Genomic DNA, 22,580 nt, shown 5'->3' with positions numbered 1-22,580 from the left:
CGAGCGACCACCCGCATCAGAACGGCCAGTGACGATAACCCGAGCTCCGACGGCTCGCTAACGTCACTGGCCGTTCGGTTGCTGCTCAACCCCCGAGCCCACCACCCAACCCGTCGAGCTGGCCGTCGCCGTGGTCACCGCGCCGGCTGCTGTGCTGGGGTTCGGGGGTGCTGTAGCGGGCGGTCAGGTACTCGGCCGCCCACAGCCGATCCCCCGGCCGCGCCTGCTGCAGGTCGTCGGCCAGCAGGGCGGCGAGTCCGCCGCCGGGCCGCAGCAGGCGTTCGGCTAGGCGCTCGGGGCTGGTGTCGTGCCGCCGGTCGGGTCGCCCCGGGCGTCTCAGCCCGGGGCTCCCACAGAACCGTGCGTAACAATCTCTCGTTACACGGCTCTTGTCGTTCTGGTCACCAGACTACCGGAACCGTGTTCACCCAGATCCAGTGAGCGAAGAACGTGGGCCGCAGCTTCACGACCCTTTCCCACTGGGCTTGGGCCTTCTTTCGGCTCCGTAGCCGCTTGTACTTGTTGCGCGACCACCGCATCAGGTAGGCGTTGATGCGGGCCAGGAGGGGATGCAGCGCGGAGCGATAGAACGCTCCGTAGTACTGCATCCAGCCCCGCACGACCGGATTGATCTGCCGTGCGAGGTCGTGTTCGGAGGACCCGGAGCGATGGTGGAGCCGCCAGGCTCGCACCTTCGCCCCCATCTGCTTCAAGGCTTTCTTGCTGACCGCCGGGTTGAAGCCGCAGCGCATCTTCCCGGTCTTGGTCCGCACCCCTCGCGGCCGGAAGGTGAACCCCAGGAACGTGAACGACGTGTGCTCGTGTGAGCCGCGCCGTCTGTCGTCCTTGCAGTACACGATCCGGGTCTTGTCCGGGTGCAGGTGAAGTCCGACCTTGGCCATCCGTCCCTTGATCGCCGCCAACACTTCTTCGGCCTGCCCCAGGCTGGAGCAGTGCACGACCGCGTCGTCGGCGTAGCGCTCGAACACCACATCGGGGAACTCCCGGGCGATCCAGGCGTCGAACGCGTAGTGCAGGAACAGATTCGCCAGGACGGGTGAGATCGCCGACCCCTGCGGGGTTCCGCGCTCTCGATCTTGCAAGGTTCCGTCGGGCAGTGCCAGCGGCGCGGCAAGCCACCGCTGGACATACAGCACCACCCACGGCAGGTCGGTGTGCGCCTGGACCGCCTTGACGATCAGAGCCCAGGGCACGGAGTCGAAGAACTTCCGGATGTCGAACTCGACCACCCAGTCGAACTCCCAGCAGCGTTGCCGACAGGCCCCGACCGCATCCAGCGCCGAGCGGCCCGGACGATAGCCATAGGAGCTTGGATGGAAGATCGGTTCGACCTTCGCTTCCAGCACCCCGGCTACCACCGTCTGCGCGATCCGATCCGCCACGGTAGGAACGCCCAGCATCCTGGTGCCACCGCCGTGCGCTTTCGGGATCTCCACAGCCATGACCGGAGGCGGAAAGTACGTTCCCGAAGACATTCGATTCCAGATCTTGTACAGGTTGTTCTTCAGATCCTTCTCAAATTCCCCGATGGATACCCCGTCCACCCCGGCTACGCCCTTATTCGCCTTGACCTTCTCCCACGCCACCTGGACAGCCCATTTGGAGATTTCAAACGGCTTGCCCGGTGCTTTCAACTCGTTCACGCGACTCCTCCCGGAGAACTTCCGGTTGATCGAACAAACGGGTCACGAACGACCCGGCCCCTTCGCTCCAGCCCCGTTACAGGACCTTCACCACTACTACGGGCCGGTCCGCCAGCGCGCCCGGCAACGGGTACTCTGACGCCGCCTCCCGGGGTTTCCCCCGACCACAGCTCTCCCCTGTCGCCCGCCGAGGCGGGCAGTGTCCGAACAGCGCCTTCTCCTGTTCCACTCGAACGCCGCAGACCGGACTCACGCCACCTCCATGCCGGACACCGCCTGGCCAATAAGCGGACACCCGCCAGGCTCATCCCGGGGTCGTATTCACTCCCCGGTTTCGATGTCATCTGTTCTGATTTCGACACGTCGTCAGTGGTTCACTCGCGTTCGCCTTCCCGGTCCCTACCTGACGCCTTTGCAGCGCCTTTTCCTCATCGCTCACCACGACTGTCTTCAGCAAACGCAGCATGAGGCGGTTTGAAGCCTCCCTCCGCAGGGCGACTTCGAAGGGCCAAACCTTCATCGTCCGAGCAGCATCGCTCCAGATCATTCGCCTACATCGAACTCTCCTTCACGTTCAGGACACACGAATACGGCAGAAACGGGTCGCAGGCGTGCCGCTTGCTCTAGCTGTGGACCTCGATTCGGGTCACGGTGGAGGACGTGAAGCCTGTCTCGATAGTGGTGGCTGCGGTCGGCGTGGCGTTGGTGGCGGAGATCGTCTGGGTGCTGGGCCCGGGGCGCGCTGGGTGCTGGAGCACGTGGACGGGATGGCGATCGGCGGGCCGGAGGGGTTGGCCGGTAAGGACCTGGCAACGGCCCTGGATGCGGTCCGCGGCCGGGTGCTGGCCGTGGCGACCGGGCTGGCTGCGCTGGTCGCGGTCTACTACACCGCGCGCAACGCCGACACCGCCCGGCGCACCTTCCAGCTCGGCGAGCGCGGCCACGTAACCGACCGCTACGGCAAAGCCGTCGAGCAGCTCGGCAGTGCCCAGGCCCCGGTCCGCCTAGCGGGCCCGACGGCCCCCTTCTGCCATATTCCGGCCGTACCCCCGTAACGCACGCCAGCCATCCCCACGCGCGAGGGCGAGCAACGACGAGGATTCAGCGACGAGGGCACGTCGAGGATCGTTGCCAGCCTGCGCTACGTGCAAAGCCGTACTGGATCCCGACGGCGGATGCCTCAACAGACGCCGTTAACGAAGAGGTGCCACCGGTCGGGTCGGCCCGGGCGTTTCCGGGGTTGAGGAACAGGATGATCAGCACCTGATGTCCTTGCTGGTGTGGTTGAAGGCCTACCAGCGGCTGGGGTACTTTTCGAAGCTGGCCGACGTGCCTGCAGCGGTCGCCGAGCACGGACGAGATCGATCCCGTCCGATCGAGGTGATCGGACGGGATCTCATCGGCTCTCTTCAGATCGGCTTAGAAACGGCCCTTTCTATGGGATGGGTTGTTTGAAGTCCGCCGCATGATCCGCCGCCCACCGCGCGAAGGTGCGACCGGGACGGCCGGTGAGACGCTGTACGACGGCGGCTCGCTCCTCGTCGACGGGTGCGGGGTCGCGTGCGGACTCCGCCCACATTCCGAACAGCCAGTCGACGACCTCCGCCGGATAGCCATCCTGAATCCACTCGTCGCGGGCCTGTGTCGGATCCTGCTCCTCGAATCGGATCTCCTGACCGATCGCCACCCCGATCGCCTTCACCTGCTCGGCCACGGTGAGTGCCTCGGGTCCGGCGAAGGTGTACGTCATGCCCGCGTGGCCGTCCTCGGCCAGGACCGTGGCGGCCACCGCGGCGACGTCAGCCTCGTGGGTGGGCTGGGTCACCGCGCCGCCGTAGGGCCGGCGTACCACCCGCTCGGTACGCACCCTCTCCGCCCAGTCCAGCCAGTTGCCCGCGAACTCACCTGGCCGCAGGTGCGTCCACTCCAGCCCGGACTCCTCCACTGCCCGTTCGACGACCTGGTAGCCACTCCCGAACACGTCGTCGTCGGCCTCCGCTCCGGATAGGACCACCACCTGCCGGACGCCGGCCCGCTTCGCCATCGCGACGACGTCGGAGACCGCGTGCGGAACGGGGAACAAGTACATCCGCTCGACGCCTCGCAGGGCGGCCCGCAGTGACTCGGGCCGCTCCAGGTCACCCTCGACCACGGTGACCCCTTCGGGCAGCCCGGCGACCGCGGGCCGGCGGGTGAGTGCGCGCACATCGTGGCCCGTCTTCAGTAGTTGGCCGACAACCTCCCGGCCCACCAGGCCGGTCGCTCCGGTCACCAGGATCGTCATGCCGCCTCCTCCGTGCGTCCGGCCGGACGGAAGTCCGCCGCGTGGTCGAGGGCCCACCGCGCGAAGGTACGCGTGGGGCGTCCGGTGATCTGCTGGAAGGTGGTGGTCGGCGGGAGCGATCCCGGCCCGTCGACTGCCGCGGCCAGCAACTCGATCCGCCAGTCGGCCATCTCCGGCGGGTAACCGTCCTGAAGCCACTGCTCGCGGGCTTGCTCCGGTGTCAGTTCCTCGAAGCGGATCTCTTCCCCGATCGCCCTGCCGATCGCCTTCACCTGCTCGGCCTGCGAGATCTTCGCCGGACCGGTGATCGTGTACGCGGCGCCGACGTGGGAGTCGCCCAGCAGTGCCGCGACCGCCACTTCGGCGATGTCGGCCTCGTGGACCAGCGGATATCCGGCGGTGCCGTACGGCTCACGCACCACCCGCTCGGCGCGGATCCGCTCCGCCCATCCCAGGGCGTTGACCGCGAGCAGCCCCGGTCGCACATGGGTCCATTCGGCATCGGTGGCCTCCACCATCAGCTCCAGCTCCCGATGAGCCTGCCGTTCCTCGGCGAGGTGGCGCCGGAGCGGGCTGAGGCTCCGGTCACCCGGCTCGTCACCGGGGGCGAATCCGGCAGCCGCGGCGGAGTGCACCACGAACCTGCGAACACCCACCTTCGCCGCCTGTTCGACGAACCCGGCCCTGGGCTCTGAGGCGACATAGGGGAAGGGGAACAGGTAGACGCGCTCGATTTCGTCCAGCACGTCCGGCCAGGTCTCAGGCCTCTCGAAATCCCCGTACACCACCTCGACCCCGTCGGTGAGGCGCGCAGCCCGCGGATCGCGGGTCATGGCTCGCACCCGCTGACCGGCACCCACCAGCCGATCCACTACACGGCGACCGATGTTCCCGGTCGCACCTGTCACTAGAATCGTCACGTTGCTCCTTCGGTTGCCTGACTGGATGGCACAACAGACCGCCGTCGCGTTGTGGCCCTTCGCGGCGGCGGTCGTTTCCGGGATGCTAGGTCGGTTTCTGAGTAGCCGCATATGGATCGTTCCAAGGGCGTTTTGCATCGCTTTCGATGGTGACCGGCAGCGGCAGGCGTTCCGGCTCGTCGCCCGGTTGAACCTGGCAGCGACTTCCCACCCGCACCATGCCGGAGTGCCGGTAAGACTCGTGCCACAGGTACACGCGATTGCGTCGGTGCAGATGGAGGCCAGGGCGATACCGGCCAACGCGCGCACCCTGTCGGATCGATCCGGTCAGCAGCAGAAGCCGAGCCACGTCGCTCCAGGAGGCGTTCTCGACGATGTCGACGGCCGCGCGGTGGGCCGGAGCACCATACTCGCTGGGCCGGTTTCTCATGGGCTCCCAGCACGAGGCGCAGCGCACGAACGCCACCTCCTGGGCCATCGCCGGGTCGATGTTGGTCACGGCCGCCTGAACGCCCGTGGTGGGGTCGGTGGTGTTGACGAGCGCGATGACGACCGGACCGGTGAAAACGGGGGGTCAGGTTGGGTCGGACCGGGGCGCCCGCGCTTCAGCGAGTCGCTGTCCGATCTGCCGCATTCGGTAGGGATTTCCCCGATTACTCGGGAGTGGGCCCAACGCCATCGTTGCTCCTGGAAGCGCCCCGGCAGCGGGCCGGGCGCGCCGATCGAGCAACTGGAGGACGACGGATGCGACTTGCATCAGGTGTGAGAACCGGGCGGGCCACAAGCGGCGCCCGGCGCGTCACGCCGCGCACGGCTGCGGTTGGTCTCCTGGTTATCGGGAGCCTGCTGGCCCTGCCGGCACTGCCCGCGCATGCCGACCCGCCCCCCGTTTCCAGTGCCGCCCCCGACGCGGTCGCAGAAACCTCCCCACCTGACGACGGCGCCCTCATCACCCCCGAGGAGGCCCTGGATCGGGACGCCACGGCCGTCGCGGGCCTGGCGAAGGTCTCGGTCTCCGAGGCCAAGCGGCGGCTGACCATCCAGCAGAGGGTCACGAAACTCGTGGAGTCGCTGCCTGAGGACGTCCGGGCGCAGTCGTACGCCGGAGGCCGGTTCGACTTCACCGCGAACAGGCCGGCCACCCTCTACTTCAAGGGCCAGGTTCCGGACGCGGTGCAGGCGGGCACCATTCCCGAGATCGAGTTGACCGGCGGGAGGAAGTACTCGTTCGACGAGATGGTCGCCCGCCAGAACGCGGTGCACGCGGCGGCCAAGGATCTGGGCTTCACGCAAATCCGCTCGGACTTCGACCTGGTGACGCAGCGCATCGGACTCACACTCGCGCTTCAGCGAGAACAGCCGGACCTGCGCGGGCGGGCACTGCGCGACAAGCTGACCGCCCGCCTGGCCGGAGGCCGACTCGCCCTGCAGAATTCCGACTTCTCCATCAAGGAACTCGCTCCCGGGACCAGGCTGGCCGTTCCCAGCACCGGGTACGGAGGATCGATCCTCCGCAGCGGTGGCGCCTACGCGTGCACCTCGGCCTTCGTCGTCCGGCGCACCAGCGACCAGGCCGAGGGCGTGCTCACCGCCGCGCACTGCGAGGGCATCAACCAGATGGATCAGAACAACTCCGCTGGCGGGGTCGTCTCGACCTTCTCCGCGCCGTTCGTCAGCGAGCACATCGGCGCCAACGGAGAAGTGGAGTGGCACACCACCACAGGCCACGACGACGTCCCTGAGTTCTGGGACACCTTCAGCACACGACGCACCGTGACGTCCCGCATCGGCAGTTCCGGCTACATGTCGGGGGCCTACGTCTGCCACTTCGGGCGGACTAGCGGAACCACCTGCGGCGTGATCAACAATCCGAGCGTGAGCATCAACTTCCCGTGGGGCGGCTGCGGCGGCTGCACGAAGATCGCTTCGAACATGGTGCGCGTCTCGGGGGCAGCCAGCCTGCCGGGCGACAGCGGAGGCCCCTGGTATGTGCTCAACCAGGCTTTAGGCGTTCATCACGGGTATGACCCGGTCAGCCTCGATGTGTTCTTCAGCCCGATCGAGCGGGCGGAGAACCAGTTCGGCGTGAAGGTGCAGTTCGGCTAGCCCCACCTCTCCCGATCCCCCGCGCCGGAGCGCTTGTCTGGGCCCGGGGGAGGTCGTGGCCGGAGTCCCCTAAACGGACGGGACCCCGGCCACGACCGCGTGAACGTCCGCCCGCCGCCCCCGGTCTGCTAGGGGGAGCATCGGCTCAGCCGGTACGGGGGCGGTCGGCGGCCTCGGGTCGTGGACCGAGCCCCGCCAGCTCGCTGCGGTTGCGCACGCCGAGCTTGCGGTAGATGCGGGTGAGGTTGGCCTCGACGGTCTTGACGCTGATGAACATCCGTCCGGCCACCTCACGGTTGGTCAGGCCGGACGCGACCAGCCGGTGGATCTCCTGCTCGGTGGGCGTCAGCTGGCGATCGGGCACCCGGCGCTGCCCGCACCTGCGCAGTTCGGCCGCCGCCTGCGCGGACCACAGCGGCGCACCCAGCTCGTCGAAGGTCTGCTCGGCCTGGGTCAGCACGTCCCTGGCCGGGATCTTCCGCTTGCTCGCCCGCAGGACCTTGCCGTATACCAGCAGGGCGCGCCCGCGTTCGAAGGGCATCGGCAAGGCGGCGCATGCGTCCAAGGCCCGCTGCGCGGCGCGGGCCGCCCGGTCCAGGTCGCCCTCGGCTGCGGCGACGACCGCTTCGCTACGGGGCAGGATCGCCAGCAGCCAGGGACGCGGCGCGACCTCGGCCCGGTTCCGCAGCCGCGCGAGCAGCTTGCGCGCCTGCGTCGTCCGGCCGGTGGCGGCAGCGGCCTCGATCTGGTCGCCGTGGAACATGTAGCGCGCCGGTTCCTTGATCTTCATGGCGCCGACCAGTCCGTCCGCCTGGCTCAGGTGGTGATCGGCCCGCTCGAGATCCGCCGCGGACAGCGCGACGAAGCCGAGGACCTGCCGCAGCAGGGCGGCCACGTACGGGTCGCCGGACTCCTCGGCCTGCTCCAACGCATTCCGGGCGGCGGCCTCGGCCTCGCCGACGCGACCGAGGTGCGCATCGACCAGGGCCAGGGCGTACCGGCCGAAGCCGAGCCAGCGCCGTTGGCCGGTCAGTTCGATCACCTCGATGGACCGCCGTGCCTCCTGACGGGCCCGCGGCCAGTCCCCCAGCCAGCAGTCGATCTCGGCGAGGTGCATCAGCGCGTGTCCGATCGCGGGTTCGTCCCCAGATTCGGTGGCCAGGCTGAGCTCGACCGCGAAGCGCTTGCGCGCCTCAGCGGGGTTCACGCATTTGGCCCAGGCCCCCAGGCTCTGTCGGCTCCATGTTTCGGCCCAGTGCCGCGACGGCTGCGCCGGCAGTAGGCGGGCGGCGCGCTCGAGATCGCGATGGGCGATGCCCAGGCCGTTGGTGAGCCGATACATCGCCCGTACGGACAAGGCGCACGACAACAACACGGGCTCCGGACACGCCCCCGGCCACTGAAGCACCTCGACGGCGGCCTCGGCGGCGGCCAGTTGCTCGGTCGCGTCGTGGGTGCTGAACCAGGCCCGGCGTAGGTGTAGCTCCGCTTGCAGGTCCCGCTGGCCGGTCGCGTCGACCAGCGCGCGCTGGCACAGCCGACCCGCCTCGACCGTGCCGCCCTCGTAGAAGACGACCTCGGCAAGTCGTAGCAGCGCCTGGGACCGCAGTGGGTCCGGCGGCCTAGCCGCCACCACCGCCTCCAGCACGCGACGGGCACGAGCGGCGTCCCCTGCGGCGAGCAGGCACCGCGCCTCGTCGACTGTCCGCCGATGGCCACCGTCCATATCGGCTGGCGGGGTACGGGCCGCCGCCAGGTTCCACAGTTCCGCAGCGGCCGCCGGGCTCCCCCGGTGCCAGGCGCTGGCGGCTCCTTGTTCCAGCAGTGCCGCGACCTTCTCGTCCGGCCCGTCTTCGCACAGCGCCAGGTGTCGGCCCTGCTGCTCGACATCGGAGACCACCTCAGCCAGCCGCCGTCGCACCCGCCGATGACGCTCGGACGAGGTCACCGCGCGGACGGCGGAGGCCAGCAGCGGGTGAGTGAAACCGATCCGGCCCTGCCGGACCTCAATCACGCCGAACTCCTCCGCCACCGTCAGGGAGGACAGCCGCCCTTCCGGCACCCCGATCGCCGCCCGCACCGTCGCGACCGTCGGGTGCGCCAGCAGCGCGACATGCAACAGCACATCAACGACGGGTTCACCCAGCGCGCGTATCCGCTCACCCATCAGCTTCGCCACCGACTCGGGAACGGGAAGCGGTTCACCGGGCCCCGGGTAGGCGCCGGTGCGGTGAAGGGACCGTACGATCTCCAGGGCGTACAGCGGGTTGCCTCCCGAGGCCTGGTGGAGGCAGCGAAGTGCCGGCATGCTCCACTCCTCACCGGTGTGGCGCAATAGCATCCGACGCAGCGCGCCCAGGCCGAGGGATCCCAGCCACATCATGCCGACGCGGGAGGCGGGCAGCGCCTGAGCCAGCCCCAGCGGTGGGGCGGCTGACGGCCTGGTCCGCATCGCCACGAGCAGGCCCACGGGCTCCTCCGTCAGACGGCGCACCACGTAGGCGATCGTCTGTGCGCTGGTCTCGTCCAGCCACTGCACGTCGTCGATCGCCAGCAGGACGGGACCCTTCCGCGCCAGGGCCCGCACCGCCGACAGCGCGGCGGCGCCGAGGGCACGCGGGGCCAGCGGTGCTCCCTCGGCCTCCGCCCGCTGAAGAAGCGCCACCTGCAGAGCCTGTGCCTGGAGCGGCGGAAGCATGTCGCCCGCGTCCTCAAGCACGCCATGAAGCAGGTCGGCCAGCGCGCTGAGCGTCAGTGTGGTCTCGGCCTCGGCGGGCCGGCAAGACAGAACGCGGTGACCGAGGGCACCAGCGCGGGCGACGCCATGGTTCCACACCGTGGTCTTGCCGATGCCTGCGTCGCCAGCCAGGACGAGAGCCGCGGCGCCACCGGACAGTGAGGTCAGGAAACGGTCGAGGATGGCCAGTTCGCGGGCGCGACCTCCCACCTCAGACAGCGCGTACCCCATCATCCCGATCACCCCGAATGCCTCATGCGATTTTGGCCGGGCCCAGCCAGCCCTTCCGCTTGCACCGTCCGATCTCGGCCGACCAGCCGTGCGGGCCGGAGCGGCGGCCGCCCCGCCGTCACCCAGGCAGGGCGTGTCCCCGCGTCATCGCGAGATGTGCGGCTTCGAGCCACCGACCGGCTTCCACGCCGAACTCATCATCGAGATGCGCCCTATCCGGGCGCGTGCGTGACGCCGCTGAGAGTCTGACTCGCCTATGACGAAAAACTCGCCAGGCGGTCTCCCTTTTCGTCGACGGTCATCCTGAATTCATAAGCCCCCGAGCCATGGCCGAGGTGGGGAATGTGCAGGACTTGCCGGAGAGCCATGTCACCGCCGGGGTCAGGAGGGCCGACACGCATGACGGCACTTTAACCACGGCGATGCGCCCGCAACTATGACCATGAAGGTTTGAAACTCCTACAGCTCCGGTGAGCCGCCACTCGGACTCCTGATCGATGGGTCACCTTCGGCAAGCGGTCGGCGCGGTCGCGAAGTGGCGAGCGGTGCCGGTATTGCCGAGGTAGAACGAACGAAGGAGCAGGTGGGGAAAGAGCAGGCAAGGCGAGGGGCGGGGTGCATGGGATGGTCAAGGTCCTCGGTCGAGCGGCATCTGCGGGCTCGGCCCGGTGACCCGGCTACGCCGGTTGACCAGCAGTCCGCGCTCGCGCGTGTGGCGTGCGGAGCTGGACGGGACGAGCGTGGTGATCAAACAGATCGCCGGTGGTGCGGACGCTGACCTGCGCTTCCACCGTGAGGTGAGCGCGTTGCGACTCGCGCGCGGGCCGATCCGCCGCTGGTGCCCGAAATCCTCGGCACCGACCCCGACCACCAGATCTTGGTCTTGGAACATCTCGACGCCGCTGAGCCGGCTGATGGCTGGATGGTCGACTACGCGGCGGCACTGGCCCGGCTGCACGCGACGACGAACGCCGCCGACGCCGGGGCGCTACCGCGCTGGTCCCCGCCCGGATCCGGCGATCTCGACGCGTTCGTTCGTCTGGCCGGCCAGTTCGGCGTCACGGTGGCACCGGCGGTTCGGGCGGAGTTCGACGGCGTGCTCGAGCGGCTGGGCTACGTGCTGGGCAACGCGCTGTTGCACGGGGATCCCTGTCCTGGAAACGACCTGTACACCCGTGATGGAGTCCGTTTCGTCGATTTCGAGCAGGCCTCCCTCGGCAACGGAGTGACCGAGCTGGCTTACCTGCGTATCGCCTTCCCGACCTGCTGGTGTGTCACCGCCACCCCTTCGGCGCTGCTGCGCCGCGCCGAGGAGGTCTACCGCGCCGCGTGGACTAGCGCCACCGGCGCCGAGCCCCAAGGTGACCTGGCCGATGCGTGTATCGGCTGGCTACTGCGCGGCGACGCTCTCGTCGAACGGGCCCGCCGCGACGGTAGCGACCATCTGGCCAGGACGGCTGAGCGTGACTGGCGCTGGGGCACGGCCACCGCCCGCCAGCGCCTGCTACACCGCCTGGGGGTCGTCGGCGAGCTCACCGCCGACAGCGCCGATCTCGCGGGCATCGGCGGCCTGACCACGATGATGCGCGATCGCATGCTCGATCGCTGGCCCACGCTACAACCGCTTTCCCCGCGTCGCCTCCCGGGTCAGCACGGCCGTCGAAGAACGAGCGTTTTCCGAAGATCATGAAGTCGGCGCGGTCGGCGCGCACCCGTCAAACTCACGCGGCGGCTGCCGGACGGGTGACTCGAGCGGCGGCCACGTCGCGCTGCATGCGCAGGTGAGCGCGGGCGGCTTGGTGGTCGACGCGGCCGCGATGATCGCGCGGGGAGCGAGGTCGATTCGCATGCGAGGGAGCCCCGGCCAGGATGAGGCGGCCTTGGCCCGCGATCGCGTGGTTAGGGGTTCCGGTAGCAATGAAGAAATTTCCAACGAAGTACCGTCTGACCTACGCTGATGAAGGCATCGTAGAAGCCGGGGTTTCGGCTGTGGATAGCCGAGCCCGGCATCGGGCCGGATTGGCCCCGTAGCACTCTCGCCGTGCTGACCTGGGCAGACGCTGTTCCGGGAAGGGGACAGTACTCAGGTTCTGTCCAGTTTGCGGCAGGTCCGTTGGATTTTTCACGATTACTACTGGGATGCCATCAGGCCGCTTCGTCGTGAACCGACTCCTGGGGCCGGGGCACGGCGTCACCCGCCCCGTCCGGCGGCCTCCGGCCGGAACCGCCGGGGAAGCCCTCGGCCGCGCGTGCGGTATCCGCCTAAACGCCCCGAACACCTGGACAGGGGAATGATCAACCCTAATTCTTTGCCTCGATGTCGCCGTCCCATCACATGGATGAAGTGTTCACGTCGGTCCGCAGGAGTTGGTTGACAAGTCGTCATGGTTGTTTTGAACAGGAGTTAGCCCAGGTGTCTCCTTCTCGTCGTACCCTCCTCACCGGCGGTGCCGTCGGCGTAGGTCTTGCCGTCGCCGGTAGCCTCCCGTCCCTGGCCCAGTCCCACCCGGACCGGCCCCGCCCGCCGGCCGGGAGCGGCCACCCGCCCTTCCCGCCGCTCGTGGACGACCCCGACGGCATCCTGGCCCTGCCCAAGGGCTTCGAATACTCCGTGGTCACCAAGACCGGCGTCACTCGGCTCGACGGCGGCCAGGGAACGACGCCGTCCGACCACGACGGCATGGCCGTCTACGACGCCGGCCGCGACCGTTACACCCTGATCCAGAACCACGAGATCGACCCGGGCGCCGAGTTCGGCGTACCGCACGTCAAGGGCACTGTCTACGACCCCGGCGCCGTCGACGCCGGTGGCTGCACCGTAATCAGGACTGACCGCGCGGGCCGCAACCACGGCGAGTTCGTCGCCCTCTCCGGCACCATCGCCAACTGCGCGGGCGGGCCCACCCCGTGGGGGACGTGGCTGACCTGCGAGGAGGCCGAGGAGCGGGCCGGGGATTCCTGGAAGGAGAACGGCAAGTCCGGCGTCTTCCAGAAGGACCACGGTTACGTCTTCGAGGTCTCGGCCGACGGCAAGGCGGACCCGAGGCCGATCAAGTGCCTGGGCCGCTACGCCCACGAGGCCCTGGCGATCGACAAGGACCGCACCAAGATCTACCTCTCCGAGGACGCCGACGGGCCCAACGGCCTCTTCTACCGCTGGACCGCGCCCCGCGGCGTCAAGCTCGGCCCCGGGGTGCTCACCCGCCTCGCTCCGGACGCCGGCGTCCTCGCCGCGATGCAGATCATCATGGATGACGGCTCGGTGCTGCCGGACGTCGCCTACCTGACCTCCGCCCAGCTGGGCCGCCCCTTCCCCGTACGGTGGATCGAGGTGCCTGAGCGCGACGCGCGGACCAAGACCGTGCGCGAGCAGTTCGCCGACGGCCAGGTTACCCGCGGACGCAAGTTCGAGGGCGTGTGGGGCACCGACGAGGGCGTGTACGTGGTCAACTCCTACGCGTGGGACGAGGGTGACCTCCCGGCGGACGCGGCCCCGCACGACGGCATGGTCTGGTTCTACAACTACCGGGCCCAGACCATCCAGCTGGTGACGTACTTCCCGCACCAGACCGCGTCGGAGGAAGGCACGCCGACCAAGTACAGCGACCTCACCTTCGACGGCCCGGACAACGTCACCGTCACCCCGTGGGGAAGCCTCGTGCTCGCTGAGGACGGCTCGGGCGCCTCCCACGTGCTCAGCTCGATCCCGGGCGGCCCGACGTACGCGATCGCTCGCAACCAGCTCAACGACTCGGAGTTCTGCGGCCCGACCTTCACCGCCGACGGCAAGGTGCTCTTCGTCAACATGCAGGACCCCGGCCTCACCCTGGCCATCACGGGCCCCTGGGAGAAGTATTTGGGCTGACGAGCCCGATCGACCGGCAGAGGGTGCGGAGCAGCTCGGTCCTGGCACGTTCGGTCCCGCCAGAACAGGGTCCTGACCTGCCAGGACGGCTTCGCGCTGGTCGACCGCCTCGAGTCCTGGATCGAGCTCGACCTCGATGGTGCCGTTGAACGCCTCGGCCGCCGCGTTGCCGGGCGCGCGGCCCGCCCGGACCGCCGACCGGACCGCGCGCAGACGGTTCGCCGGCCTCTCACCGGGCACCTCATGAACGGCGGACCAGTGCGCGAACGCTGACCGCGAGCCCGACCAGGCACCAGGCCGGCAGCACCACCAGGTCGGGCCAGTTCACCCCCTGGCCGCCCGACACCAGCCCGGCACGCAGCAGGTCGCGCGCGGGCCGGAACGGGAGCACGTCGTGCACCGCCCTGAACCAGTCAGGCAGCTGACTGGCCGGGAAGGTGATCGGCGAGAACACTGGAGCCCCGCCCGCGGCCGACACCGTCACGCCGTGTCGAGGCCGGTCAGCAGCGCGGCTGCGGCCGCCGCTCCCCGGCGTCGACGACGCCGGAGTGATCGACGAGATCGGCGACGAGGTAACGGACTACGCCGTCGGCGACGAGGTCTTCGGCGCGGTCGACGTGGCACGGCTGGGCGGCGCGAGCGCGCAGTACGCGGTCCTGGGCTTTCTGGGCGCGCAAGCCGCACGGCATGACGTGGGCCGAAGCCGGCGCGGCGGGCACCGGCGTCGAGACCGCGACCCGCGCCCTCGACCTGCTCGGCATACAGGACGACACGACACTGCTGGTCGACGGTGCGGCCGGCGGCGTCCACAAACTCACGTCGGCCGCAGCACTCGCCGGCCAGGGCCGTTTCCGCGTTCCGGTCCGGGCCGCCTACCCGGCCCATCGGGCGGCACAGGCACACGAGACAGCCGCGCAGCCGCCCCGATGGGGGGGCGGACCTGACCCATACCGGTTAGACCGCGACCGGCACGACTGAGCGCTCACCGGTACCCCCTGGTAAGGCGCCGCTCCCGGAGGGGATCGACTTCGATCGCCTCGTACCCTGACCGCCGATCCGCCGATCCGCCGATCCGCCGCTTTGACCGCGGGGCCGCCTGAGGCGAACGCGCAGACGAAGGGCCGCTGAGAACAGGGTTCACGCCGGGATCCGGCTCCAGCGTGGAGCGGTCACGGGGCGAGGGCGCCGCCGACGAAGGTCCGCTCCGGAGGAGAGGCGAGGAGCTCGACCATGATGCCCGGGCGGAGTTCCTCGCCCAGGACCGATGTGATCGCGTCGGTGAGGGCGGCGCCGAGGCGGGCGGTGATCTCGGCGGCGTCAGGACGTTCGAACACGCCTGCCCGGACGCCCAACGTGACCGAAGCGCCGGTATCCACGGGCACGCCCCCCTGGGCGAAGCGGCCCGTGGGAACACCGGACAGCCGGATGCTCACCAGCGGCCGCGCCCACTCGCCGTAGACGCCGACGATCGCCTCGGTCAGGGCGATCACGAGCTCGGGTTCGTTGCCCGCTAGCCTGGCGTCTGGAAGATGGGCGGTCAGATGCGGCACAGTGGACCTCGTTTTCTTTGACCTTAAAGGCTTTGAGTTTAAAGGTAACGGTGAGGGGTTGCTGATGTCCACCGAGCCGGGTGGTATCGCCGTCGACGAGGCCGTCCGCACGCTGCTGTTGCTCATGCCTCGGCTCGTCGGCCGCGCCAAACGCCTGCCGATTCCGCCGGAACTGCGAGACCTCGACCTGGCGCCCCGGCACCTGGCCCTGCTGGCCCACCTGGAATACGACGGCCCTGCCAGCGTGAACGAGCTCGCCGATCGGCTGGAGGTGGCGCCGACGACCGTCAGCCTCATGGTCAGCGAACTCGTGCGGCCACGTGTCTTGGAGCGGACCGCCGACCTCGCCGACCGTCGCCGCCGCATCATCGCCATCGCCCCGGCCTACGCCGAACCGATCCGCGCCTGGCTGTCCGGCAGCGCCACCGCCTGGGAACACGTCATGAGCGACCTGTCGCCCGCCGAACGCGCGACCGTCGTCACCGCGCTCCGCTCCTTCGAGGCCGCGCTGGAACGCCGCGATCCGCAACCGAACGACGAACCGCGAAGCTGACCAGGGCCAGACGGAAATCGGGTTCGGCTGATCACGCCCTGCGGTCTGATCGCGGCAGGAGGTCGCGCCAGCGTTCGGCCGACGCCAGAGCGTCCAGGCTGATCCGCTCCAGGAACGCACCGCCCCTGGCCAGGCGGCGTCCCACCGGCGTGTCGAGCCCGAGCGTCTCCCCCGCCGCCTTCGCGATCTCCGCCGCCGCGAGCGTCTGCTGCGAGCTGATCATCGTCGAGTGGTACCAGGCGTCATCGTCGACCACGTAGATGTCGTGCCGCCGCCGCGGATCACGTTCGCGCCTGATCAGCCCCTGCCGGGTCAGGTAGCCCACCGCCGTGGAGATCGAGGCGGGACTGACCTTCAGCCCGCGCGACAGCTCGGCCGCGGTGAGCCTGCCGTCCTCGCTCAGCCACAGGCCGATGAGCACGCGCGCCATCATTTTCGGCAGGCCCATCCCGATCGCCATCTCGACGGCTCCCTCTTCCGCCTCGAAGACCTTGCGGTCCTGGGGTTCGGCCTCGGGCGGACGTGCCGGGGTGCCGCGCCGCGCCCGCCGCACCGCCGCCTGGTGCGCCCGCTCGGGGCGGTAGTCGCCGGGGCCGCCGTTGCGGCCGACCTCACGGCTGATCGTCGAGGTCGGCCGGTCCAGCCGCCTGGCGATCTCGGCGTAGGAGCGGCCTTCGGCGAGGCCGGTCGCGATGCGCCGGCGGTCCTGCAGGGTCAACCTTCCTTCTGACATGAGACCACTATTGCGTTCGGCATCACACAATGCAATGCTTCATTGCATTCAGCTTCAGGGTCCACGCATCAATTTATCCATGTTGAGCTGCGCATATATGTATTGGTTGATTGACATAATTTCTGAAAGCAACGTAGCTTTCAATTATGATGAACACGTACTATCGCGACGAGCCGATCACCCCGTCCCTCGACCGCTCACCCGCCTGCCCCTTCGATCCGGCCCCTTCGCTCACCGCCCTGCGCGCAGAGCGGCCGATCGCCCGCGTGGCCGTGCCCGAGGGCGCCCCCGGCGTCTGGATCGTCACCGGATACGACCTGGTCCGCCAGATCCTGGCCCACCCGCGGTTCAGCTCCCGCTACGAGACCCACTACCACCCCCTGGCGGGCGGGCACCTGCCGCCCGCCCCCGTCGGCGACCTGACCGGCATGGTCGCACCCCGACACACCCGCTTCCGCAAGCTGCTGGCGGGCAGGTTCACCGTCCGCAGGATGAACCTGCTCACCGAGCGGGTCACCGAGATCACCCGTGAGCGGCTCGACGCGATGGAGCGGCAGGGGCCGCCCGCCGACCTCGTCGAGGTCTTCACGCAGCCGGTTCCAGCGCTGATGATCTGTGAGTTGCTCGGCGTGCCGTACGAGGACCGCGACCGGTTCCAGAACTCCGCCCGGGCACTGCCGGACGCCGGGACCGCCGAGGCGCAGTACGCCACCTTCGCCGAGCTCGGCGCGTACCTGCGGGAGCTCGCGCTCGCCAAGCGGGCCAAGCCGACCGACGGCCTGCTCAGCGACCTGGCCACCGGCGGCGACCTGACCGACGAGGAGTTCGGCGGCAGGCAGCTCAGGGCGGGCGACACGGTCATCATCGCGATCAACGCCGCCAACAGGGACCCGGCCAGGTTCGCAGACCCCGACGTGCTCGATCTGCGCCGTTCGGCCGCCGGGCATCTGGCCTTCGGCCACGGCGTCCACCAGTGCCTCGGTCAGCAGCCTGCCCGCATCGAGACGCGTGTCGCGTTTCCCGCGCTGCTCATCCGCTTCCCCACGCTGCGGCTCGCCGTACCGGCTGAGGAGCTGTCGCCGCGCACCGGCCCCTCGCAGGTGTACGGCGTGCACAGCCTGCCCGTCACCTGGGATCGGGGGTGAACGCGATGCGGACCACGCGAAACTTCGTCTCGGTGACGGGGCTGCGTAAGTCCTACGGCGCCCACCGCGTCCTGGACGGCATCGACCTCGCCATCCCGCAGGGCACCGTCTTCTCGCTGCTCGGCCCCAACGGCGCGGGCAAGACCACCACGGTGCAGATCCTGTCCACCCTGATCAAGGCCGACGCGGGCGAGATCCGGGTCGCCGGGCACGACCTGGCCAGGGAAGCCGACAAGGTGCGTGCCGCGATCGGCGTCACCGGCCAGTTCTCCGCGGTCGACGGCTTCCTCACCGGCGAGGAGAATCTGCGGCTCATGGCCGACCTGCTCCACCTCGGCCGCGCCAAGGGCCGTGGGCGCGTCCGCGAACTGCTGGAGCGCTTCGACCTCACCGACGCCGCGCGCAAGCCCGCGGTCACCTACTCGGGCGGCATGCGCCGCCGGCTCGACCTCGCCATGACCATGGTCGGCACGCCCGGGCTCATCTTCCTCGACGAACCGACCACGGGCCTGGACCCGCGCAGCCGCCGCACCATGTGGCAGATCGTCAGGGACCTCGTCCAGCAGGACGGCGTGACCATCTTCCTGACCACCCAGTACCTGGAGGAGGCCGACGAACTCGCCGACCGCATCGCGCTGCTCAGCCAGGGCCGGCTGGTGGCCGAGGGCACCCCCCAGGAGCTCAAGCGAATGGTCCCCGGCGGCCACATCGTCGTGCGCTTCGCCGACCCCGACGGGTACCGCAGGGCGGCCGGCCACGTCGGCGCCACCTCCGGCGACGACGCGGCGCTCACCGTCCAGATCCCCGACTCCGGCGGAGTCGGGACGCTGAGGAGGCTCCTGGAGTGGCTGGACACGCATGCCATCGACGTCGCCGAGCTGTCGGTGCACACCCCCGACCTGGACGACGTCTTCCTCACCCTGACCCAGGAGCCCTCGACCCAGGAGCCCTCCCGATGAGAGCGATCACCGACTCGGCGACGATGCTGCGGCGCCAGGTCATACACATCTGGCGCTACCCCGCGCTGATCCTCACGTTCACGGCCGTGCCCGTGGTGTTCCTGCTGCTGTTCGTCTACGTCTTCGGCGGCGCCATGGGCGCGGGCATCGGCGCCGACCGCGCCGCCTACGCCGGTTACCTCATCCCCGGCATCATGATCACGACGATCGTCGGGGCCGCGCAGGGGACCACGATCTCGGTGGCGACCGACATGACCGAGGGCATCATCGCCAGGTTCAAGACCATGGCCATCGCCCGCGTCTCGGTGCTCACCGGGCACGTACTCGGGGCGATGGTGCAGACGTTCCTCGCGATCGCCATGGTGACCGTGGTGGCGCTGCTGATCGGGTTCCGCCCGTCCGCCTCGGTGCCGGGCTGGCTCGGCGTGGTCGGTGTGCTGGCCATGTTCACCTTCGCGATCACCTGGCTGTCGGTCGCGCTCGCCATGGTCACCAAGAACGTGGCCACGGCCAGCAACCTGCCGATGCCGCTGATGCTGCTGCCGTTCCTCGGCAGCGGCTTCGTCCCGACCGAGTCGATGCCGGCCGGTCTGCGCTGGTTCGCCGAGCACCAGCCGGCCACCCCTGTCATCGAGACGCTGCGCGCGCTGCTGGCCGGGCGTCCGGCCGGGTCCGGCTTCCTGGAGGCGGCTGTGTGGAGCGCGGGCATCGCCCTGGCCGGTTATCTGTGGGCACGCAGGCTCTACAACCGGTGAGGTTCGCTGGATTCGGTCCAGGATCGGACGGGTCACCGTAGGCCGCCTCCTGCTCGGCGCGTGAACGCGGTGTCAAGGCGCGCACGCGGGCCAGGTCGGCGGGGCGCTCGCGCAGGACCTCCCAGGAGGTCATCAGGTCACGGTCCAGGTCGTTGACCGCCTCCAGCCGGGACGGTTTCTTCCCCAGGCCGCCGTGATCGGCCGGCGTCCTGGGGAGAACGCCCGGCACGCGGGCGTCAGGTCGCGCGTCGGGGGCCGGGCAGGATGCGTTCGACCACGTCGGTGACCAGGGCGTGGATCTGGTCCTCGGGAAAGATGTCGGGCAGCGTGAGCCGTTCCAGGATCAGCCAGTTCAGCGCCAGATAGAGCAGGACCACGGTGGTCGCGTCGCCGGGCAGGCCGGCCTGGACGTGGTGGCTGATGTTGGCGTCGACGTCGGCACGGATGCGTTCGGTGAGCAGGCGCCGCAGTTCCGGGCGGCGGGTGGCCTCCAGGCGTAGCTCCAGCAGTGCCAGGTATCCGGAGCGGAAGTGGCTGACGCGGTCCACCAGGTCGTGCATGAGCTCGGTGACCCGGTCGCGGTCACGCGGACCCTCCAGGACGGCGGCCATCACCCCCGGCTCGGGCTTCAGCCGCTCGTAGAAGCGGTGGCCGACCTGGGTGAGCAGATCATCGCGGTTGTCGAAGTAGTTGGAAGCCGTGCCGTTGGGCACCCGCGCCTCGACGTCGACGGCGCGGAAGGTCAGTCCGCGCGCCCCCTCGCGGGCCAGGACCTCGATGGCCGCGTCGAGGAGCGCCGCCCGTCGTGCCGGGTTCTGCCGCATTGCGATCTCCCCTGGAATCGATGTTGACACCACTTCAATCATAGTACTACGGTTCAACCACTACAGGCAGAGTACTACGCCGAAGGCATCAACTCGGAGGAACCCAGAGATGCGAGTTCAGCTCAACGCCCTGACCGGCTTCACCGCGCCGTCCGCCGCCGCTCCGTCATGGACCGCCGGCCCGGCCTCACGCCCCTTCCCCCAGGCCGGGCCGGGCCACCGGCAGCCGAATCCCCAGCCGCGCTCGGCGCCGCGGCCCAGGCCCCTGCCCAAGCCCGGAAACCGGTAGCCCGGCTGTCCAAGGCGGGTAACCGGTAGCCCGGCGCGGCCGGCCCCAGGACGCCGCCGCTTCACGCCTCCCCATTCGAAGCCGCATAAAGACCGCGAACAGGACCAGAAATGCGAAAGCTCGTTTACTACATCGGCATGACCATCGACGGCCGCATCGCCGCCCCCGACGGGAGCGCCGACTTCTTCCCGGTGACGCAGGACGTCATCGACTTCATCGTCGAGGACTATCCCGACACCCTGCCGACACACATACGTGAGCAGCTCGGCGTGCACGGCCCCAACCGGAACTTCGACGTCGGCGTGCAGGGGCGCGTCACCTACGAGCCCGCCCTGGAGATCGGGGTCACCAGCCCGTACACCCACCTGCGCCAGTACGTGGTCTCAGAAAGCATGAAGGAGACCCTGGACCCCGCGGTTGAGATCATCTCCACCGACGTGGTCGGCAGGATCCGCCGGCTGAAGGCCGAGGACGGCAAGGACATCTACCTGACGGGCGGCGCCCGGCTGGCGGGCACCCTGCTCCCGGAGATCGACAAGCTCGTCGTCAAGCTCTACCCGGTGGTCGTCGGAGCCGGGATCCCCCTGTTCACCGCCGACTTCTCCCCCACCCACTTCGAGCTCACGGGCACCCGCGCCCTCGAGAACGGCACGGTCATCCTCACCTACGACAGGAAGTGATCGCTGTGGTGGGGACGGTCCACCGGCGATCACCTCGCCACCCTGGACCGCCCGCACGTCGACTCCCCGGCCGCGACCGCCGTGCGGTCGCGGCCGAGCCACTCGCCACGAGCCTGCGCGCCTGCTCGCCTTCCGCGGGCACGGCGCGCAGAAGCTCCCGCTCCACGACCTGACGCAGCCCGCCGGCACGACGGTCCGGCCGTCTCGGCCGCCCCGGCCTGATGACGGGCGGCCGCCCCGCGGCGAGGCCGGTCCGGCCGGTGCGAGGTTCGCCGCCCGCCGAGGCCCGCCGGCAGACCTAGCCCGAACAGAGCTGGGCGCGAAGGGTCTGGTCGGCCCACTGCTCCCAGCGCTCGCGTGACCAGCCCCGCTCGCGGGTGAACAGCAGGTACAGCTCGGGGCTGAGCAGGCCGAACAGCAGATCGGCCGCCTCCTCCGCCGGCAGTCGTTCCCGTGCGCCCGGTTTGGCGACCAGCGCTTCGGCGGCCTCTCGATGGACGACGTAGCGCGGATCGACCTCGTGCGGCCACAGGGCGGCGACCTCGGGGTCGCTCGCGACCGCTCCTTCCAGGACTTTGCCGATGGGTGCGGCTCGTTCCAGGATGGAGGTCGTGCCGGTGACGTAGGCGCGGACCATGTCGTGGGCGGTGTCCGCGGCCAGCGCGTCGGTGTACCACCGCCGGTCCATCGTGGCCACGGGCTCGTCGTCGCCCGCGATCGTGACGTCGACCAGTTCCTTCAGCAGGGCGCGCTTGTTGCCGAAGACGAAGTAGATCGTCTGCACCGCGACCCCGGCCTGGCCGGCGACGTCCTGAAGGTTCGTCGCGCCGTATCCGTCCCGCACGAACAGCTCCAGTGCCGCCGCCAGGATGCGCTGTCGCGTCTCCTGCGCCTTCCGCGCTCGCTTGCTCACCGGTTTGACATCACTCATGGCTAGAGTCTATCTCTAGATACAGTTACTAGAAGTCAACTCTAGAGAAGAGGTCTAGCCATGTCGCTTGTCAGCGTCACCCGCTTCCAGGCCGATCCCGCCGACGCCGACCAGGTCCGGGCCAGGCACGCCGCCCTGGTCACCGCGATCAGAGCCGCCCAGCCCGGCCTCACCGAGGCACGCCTCGGCCGGCTCGACGACGGGACGTGGGTCGGCGTCTGGCGCTGGGACAGCGCCGCCAGCCTGCGGGCGGCCCGCCAGGCGGCGCCCGGCACCGCGGCGGCCGTCGCGGCGTTCGAGGTGGCCCGCGAGGTCATGGCGGAGGACGTCGAGATCCTCGACGAGCTCTGACCG

23 protein-coding genes are annotated in these 22,580 nt (G+C 69.5%); 12 read left to right on the top strand and 11 right to left on the bottom strand.

Annotated elements, in window-relative coordinates:
• Positions 1-401: 401 nt before the first annotated feature.
• A complete protein-coding gene (gene ltrA, locus AB0G15_RS34515) occupies positions 402-1,664 on the bottom strand; it encodes a group II intron reverse transcriptase/maturase (protein ID WP_362848106.1) in 1,263 nt (420 codons plus the stop codon).
• Between the two features lie 746 nt (positions 1,665-2,410).
• Here ltrA and AB0G15_RS34510 point away from each other — a divergent pair.
• Together AB0G15_RS34510 and AB0G15_RS34505 are read left to right on the top strand one after the other, a co-directional pair.
• A complete protein-coding gene (locus tag AB0G15_RS34510) occupies positions 2,411-2,719 on the top strand; it encodes a hypothetical protein (RefSeq protein WP_362848103.1) in 309 nt (102 codons plus the stop codon).
• A gap of 211 nt (positions 2,720-2,930) precedes the next feature.
• Complete coding sequence (locus AB0G15_RS34505; RefSeq protein WP_362848100.1) at positions 2,931-3,119, top strand: hypothetical protein; 189 nt, start codon at positions 2,931-2,933, stop codon at positions 3,117-3,119.
• Here the strand turns inward: AB0G15_RS34505 and AB0G15_RS34500 are convergent.
• From AB0G15_RS34500 to AB0G15_RS34490, 3 genes are all read right to left on the bottom strand, one after another.
• The gene (locus AB0G15_RS34500; RefSeq protein ID WP_362848097.1) at positions 3,100-3,948 is read right to left on the bottom strand and encodes an NAD(P)H-binding protein; all 849 of its coding nucleotides are present in this window, start codon (positions 3,946-3,948) and stop codon (positions 3,100-3,102) included. The two genes, AB0G15_RS34505 and AB0G15_RS34500, sit on opposite strands and share 20 nt — an antisense overlap.
• Positions 3,945-4,856, bottom strand: a complete 912-nt coding sequence (locus AB0G15_RS34495; RefSeq protein ID WP_362848153.1) for an NAD(P)H-binding protein — start codon at positions 4,854-4,856, stop codon at positions 3,945-3,947. Before AB0G15_RS34495 ends, AB0G15_RS34500 begins: the two co-directional genes overlap by 4 nt.
• A gap of 97 nt (positions 4,857-4,953) precedes the next feature.
• Positions 4,954-5,367: a hypothetical protein gene (locus AB0G15_RS34490; protein ID WP_362848095.1), complete on the bottom strand. Its 414-nt coding sequence runs from the start codon at positions 5,365-5,367 to the stop codon at positions 4,954-4,956.
• Between the two features lie 245 nt (positions 5,368-5,612).
• On the opposite strand from AB0G15_RS34490, the gene AB0G15_RS34485 reads away from it, so the two are divergent.
• The gene (locus tag AB0G15_RS34485; protein WP_362848093.1) at positions 5,613-6,974 is read left to right on the top strand and encodes a S1 family peptidase; all 1,362 of its coding nucleotides are present in this window, start codon (positions 5,613-5,615) and stop codon (positions 6,972-6,974) included.
• Between the two features lie 145 nt (positions 6,975-7,119).
• On the opposite strand, the gene AB0G15_RS34480 is transcribed toward AB0G15_RS34485, so the two are convergent.
• Complete coding sequence (locus AB0G15_RS34480; protein ID WP_362848150.1) at positions 7,120-9,945, bottom strand: AAA family ATPase; 2,826 nt, start codon at positions 9,943-9,945, stop codon at positions 7,120-7,122.
• A gap of 835 nt (positions 9,946-10,780) precedes the next feature.
• Here AB0G15_RS34480 and AB0G15_RS34475 point away from each other — a divergent pair.
• Positions 10,781-11,632, top strand: a complete 852-nt coding sequence (locus AB0G15_RS34475; protein ID WP_362848091.1) for a hypothetical protein — start codon at positions 10,781-10,783, stop codon at positions 11,630-11,632.
• A 723-nt stretch (positions 11,633-12,355) separates the two neighbouring features.
• Positions 12,356-13,807, top strand: a complete 1,452-nt coding sequence (locus AB0G15_RS34470) for an alkaline phosphatase PhoX (RefSeq protein ID WP_362848088.1) — start codon at positions 12,356-12,358, stop codon at positions 13,805-13,807.
• A 241-nt stretch (positions 13,808-14,048) separates the two neighbouring features.
• On the opposite strand, the gene AB0G15_RS34465 is transcribed toward AB0G15_RS34470, so the two are convergent.
• On the bottom strand, positions 14,049-14,261 hold the full coding sequence (locus AB0G15_RS34465) for a hypothetical protein (protein ID WP_362848086.1): 213 nt from the start codon (positions 14,259-14,261) through the stop codon (positions 14,049-14,051).
• Between the two features lie 46 nt (positions 14,262-14,307).
• Positions 14,308-14,484: a hypothetical protein gene (locus AB0G15_RS34460; RefSeq protein WP_362848083.1), complete on the bottom strand. Its 177-nt coding sequence runs from the start codon at positions 14,482-14,484 to the stop codon at positions 14,308-14,310.
• 10 nt (positions 14,485-14,494) lie between these two features.
• On the opposite strand from AB0G15_RS34460, the gene AB0G15_RS34455 reads away from it, so the two are divergent.
• Positions 14,495-14,785, top strand: coding sequence for a hypothetical protein (locus AB0G15_RS34455; protein ID WP_362848080.1), 291 nt, complete (start codon positions 14,495-14,497; stop codon positions 14,783-14,785).
• Positions 14,786-14,976: 191 nt separating this feature from the next.
• Here the strand turns inward: AB0G15_RS34455 and AB0G15_RS34450 are convergent, their stop codons facing one another.
• On the bottom strand, positions 14,977-15,357 hold the full coding sequence (locus AB0G15_RS34450) for a hypothetical protein (protein WP_362848077.1): 381 nt from the start codon (positions 15,355-15,357) through the stop codon (positions 14,977-14,979).
• Positions 15,358-15,421: 64 nt separating this feature from the next.
• Between AB0G15_RS34450 and AB0G15_RS34445 the strand changes: the two genes are divergently transcribed.
• Positions 15,422-15,910 carry a MarR family winged helix-turn-helix transcriptional regulator gene (locus tag AB0G15_RS34445; protein ID WP_362848074.1) on the top strand — a complete coding sequence of 163 codons (489 nt, stop codon included), beginning with the start codon at positions 15,422-15,424 and terminating at the stop codon, positions 15,908-15,910.
• Positions 15,911-15,941: 31 nt separating this feature from the next.
• Here the strand turns inward: AB0G15_RS34445 and AB0G15_RS34440 are convergent, their stop codons facing one another.
• Positions 15,942-16,643, bottom strand: a complete 702-nt coding sequence (locus tag AB0G15_RS34440) for a helix-turn-helix domain-containing protein (RefSeq protein WP_362848071.1) — start codon at positions 16,641-16,643, stop codon at positions 15,942-15,944.
• Positions 16,644-16,789: 146 nt separating this feature from the next.
• Here AB0G15_RS34440 and AB0G15_RS34435 point away from each other — a divergent pair, with 146 nt between their 5' ends.
• Genes AB0G15_RS34435 through AB0G15_RS34425 form a run of 3 tightly spaced genes read left to right on the top strand, consistent with a single transcriptional unit; the run spans position 16,790 to position 19,502 of the window.
• Positions 16,790-17,788: a cytochrome P450 gene (locus tag AB0G15_RS34435; protein WP_362848068.1), complete on the top strand. Its 999-nt coding sequence runs from the start codon at positions 16,790-16,792 to the stop codon at positions 17,786-17,788.
• A 5-nt stretch (positions 17,789-17,793) separates the two neighbouring features.
• The gene (locus tag AB0G15_RS34430) at positions 17,794-18,747 is read left to right on the top strand and encodes an ATP-binding cassette domain-containing protein (RefSeq protein WP_362848065.1); all 954 of its coding nucleotides are present in this window, start codon (positions 17,794-17,796) and stop codon (positions 18,745-18,747) included.
• Positions 18,744-19,502 (top strand): ABC transporter permease, encoded by a 759-nt coding sequence (locus AB0G15_RS34425; protein WP_362848062.1) that lies wholly within the window; start codon positions 18,744-18,746, stop codon positions 19,500-19,502. Before AB0G15_RS34430 ends, AB0G15_RS34425 begins: the two co-directional genes overlap by 4 nt.
• Before the next feature lie 236 nt (positions 19,503-19,738).
• Here the strand turns inward: AB0G15_RS34425 and AB0G15_RS34420 are convergent, their stop codons facing one another.
• Entirely contained in the window at positions 19,739-20,326 is a 588-nt protein-coding gene (locus tag AB0G15_RS34420) for a TetR family transcriptional regulator (protein ID WP_362848059.1), read from the bottom strand.
• A 399-nt stretch (positions 20,327-20,725) separates the two neighbouring features.
• On the opposite strand from AB0G15_RS34420, the gene AB0G15_RS34415 reads away from it, so the two are divergent.
• Entirely contained in the window at positions 20,726-21,295 is a 570-nt protein-coding gene (locus AB0G15_RS34415; protein ID WP_362848057.1) for a dihydrofolate reductase family protein, read from the top strand.
• Between the two features lie 298 nt (positions 21,296-21,593).
• Here the strand turns inward: AB0G15_RS34415 and AB0G15_RS34410 are convergent, their stop codons facing one another.
• Positions 21,594-22,226, bottom strand: a complete 633-nt coding sequence (locus AB0G15_RS34410) for a helix-turn-helix domain-containing protein (protein ID WP_362848054.1) — start codon at positions 22,224-22,226, stop codon at positions 21,594-21,596.
• A 60-nt stretch (positions 22,227-22,286) separates the two neighbouring features.
• Between AB0G15_RS34410 and AB0G15_RS34405 the strand changes: the two genes are divergently transcribed.
• Positions 22,287-22,577, top strand: a complete 291-nt coding sequence (locus tag AB0G15_RS34405) for an antibiotic biosynthesis monooxygenase (RefSeq protein ID WP_362848052.1) — start codon at positions 22,287-22,289, stop codon at positions 22,575-22,577.
• Positions 22,578-22,580: the final 3 nt, after the last annotated feature.

This window comes from Streptosporangium sp. NPDC023825 (genome assembly GCF_040639575.1).
Lineage (GTDB): Bacteria > Actinomycetota > Actinomycetes > Streptosporangiales > Streptosporangiaceae > Streptosporangium.
This window is presented reverse-complemented; position numbering and strand designations above follow the sequence as displayed.